The organism is Thiocystis violacea, from assembly GCF_016583575.1.
In the GTDB taxonomy this organism is placed as follows: Bacteria; Pseudomonadota; Gammaproteobacteria; order Chromatiales; family Chromatiaceae; genus Thiocystis; species Thiocystis violacea.
In genome coordinates, this window is the sequence record NZ_NRRG01000144.1 from 1 (window position 1) to 1212 (window position 1212).

The 1212-nt window shown below is 49.8% G+C and carries 2 protein-coding genes; both read left to right on the forward strand.

The window, feature by feature from the left end:
* Positions 1–305 precede the first annotated feature (305 nt).
* Positions 306–719, forward strand: coding sequence for a hypothetical protein (locus CKO27_RS23840; protein WP_200377396.1), 414 nt, complete (start codon positions 306–308; stop codon positions 717–719).
* Positions 720–845: 126 nt separating this feature from the next.
* Complete coding sequence (locus tag CKO27_RS23845; RefSeq protein ID WP_200377397.1) at positions 846–1079, forward strand: AbiTii domain-containing protein; 234 nt, start codon at positions 846–848, stop codon at positions 1077–1079.
* Positions 1080–1212: the final 133 nt, after the last annotated feature.

The window sequence follows — 1212 nt, forward strand, 5'->3', positions numbered from 1 at the left end:
GTGAAAGAAGAGACCAAGGGCTTGATCTACGCAACAAGGTCAAGGCCTTCAGGATGGGTTCAAGCTGCCTCGGTCTCGCGTGATGGGAGCTAACCATCACGAAATTCAAGATACAAGGATGGGTAGAGCGAAGCGAAACCCATCTATCAAGCCTCCGAGGCCCAAGAGACAAGGAACCGCAAAGCCCGTGCCCCAAGCTTTGGGAATGGCGCCACTACTGGCAAAAACAAAGACTTGAGTATTAAAAGTTATTTCAGTGTCTGCATGTCACATTAGTTGGCTATATGTAAGAGAGACTGCGTTCTATGGAAGAGCCCGAAAATAAGTGTGAGGTCTGCGGTCTTCGAGTGACATTCAGTCAGAAAGGACTGCAGCAATCGCAAACTGTTGACAGTTTTTTTACGACTTTGCGCCGACTTCAAGCGGCAAAACTCGTTCCTCAAGGCTGGCCAAGGGTTGTAAACGTACACTTGGGAGCAAGCAATCCAGACGACCGATCGGATATCTGCGCGATTAATAATCGGAAAAGCTGGCAAAAGAATAATAAGAAATGCAAGTTCTGGCAACCCGCCATTGGTCTCTCTCTAGGTGAATACATAGCAGTCCATGAGGCCAGAAAGATGGAAATGCTGACGAAAGACATACACAAGCTCGCCGCTATTGCCGCCTTGATTCCAGTCATATATCTAATTCGCGAATTGTATCTGTGGGCATCATAAACCAATAAATACATAACAAGTCGCTCAAGCTTACCCATCGCGGCCAGCGTTGTGTTTGATCTCAAGCGTGGTGCCACGCGCTGGGCGGCTTACTTGGTCGTTATGCACTAAATCTTGAGGGATCACATGAACCTGATCGGAGAAATAATCGCAGCATTGACGTCCGAGACTGCGGATCTGAATACCGCGCTTCTCAGAACGAAAATCCTATTGCATCAACTGGGTGAGAAAGAGCTTGTCCATTGGGTTAATTCCGAACTAAAAGGATACTCCCCGGATGATGAGCTGCCTGATTATAGGGTCATTGATGTCGAAGTTCTCGGTAATATCAGCAACGGGGCCTGGCGCGAATGGCACTAAGATAAGCCCAACCTGCTGAAACGCATGAGAAAGGCTGGCGGTGGTGGTAGGCTGAGAGTGGCCAAACCCAACTGCCCACCCGTGGAGCCAGCCCCCATGCATCCTCGTCAGCGCGCCGCGCAGCGGCAACGAC

Excerpts from the sequence above, each read along its gene's own strand:
- CKO27_RS23845 (WP_200377397.1), top strand. The coding sequence starts at position 846 with ATGAACCTGATCGGAGAAATAATCGCAGCATTGACGTCCGAGACTGCG.
- CKO27_RS23840 (WP_200377396.1), top strand. The coding sequence starts at position 306 with ATGGAAGAGCCCGAAAATAAGTGTGAGGTCTGCGGTCTTCGAGTGACA.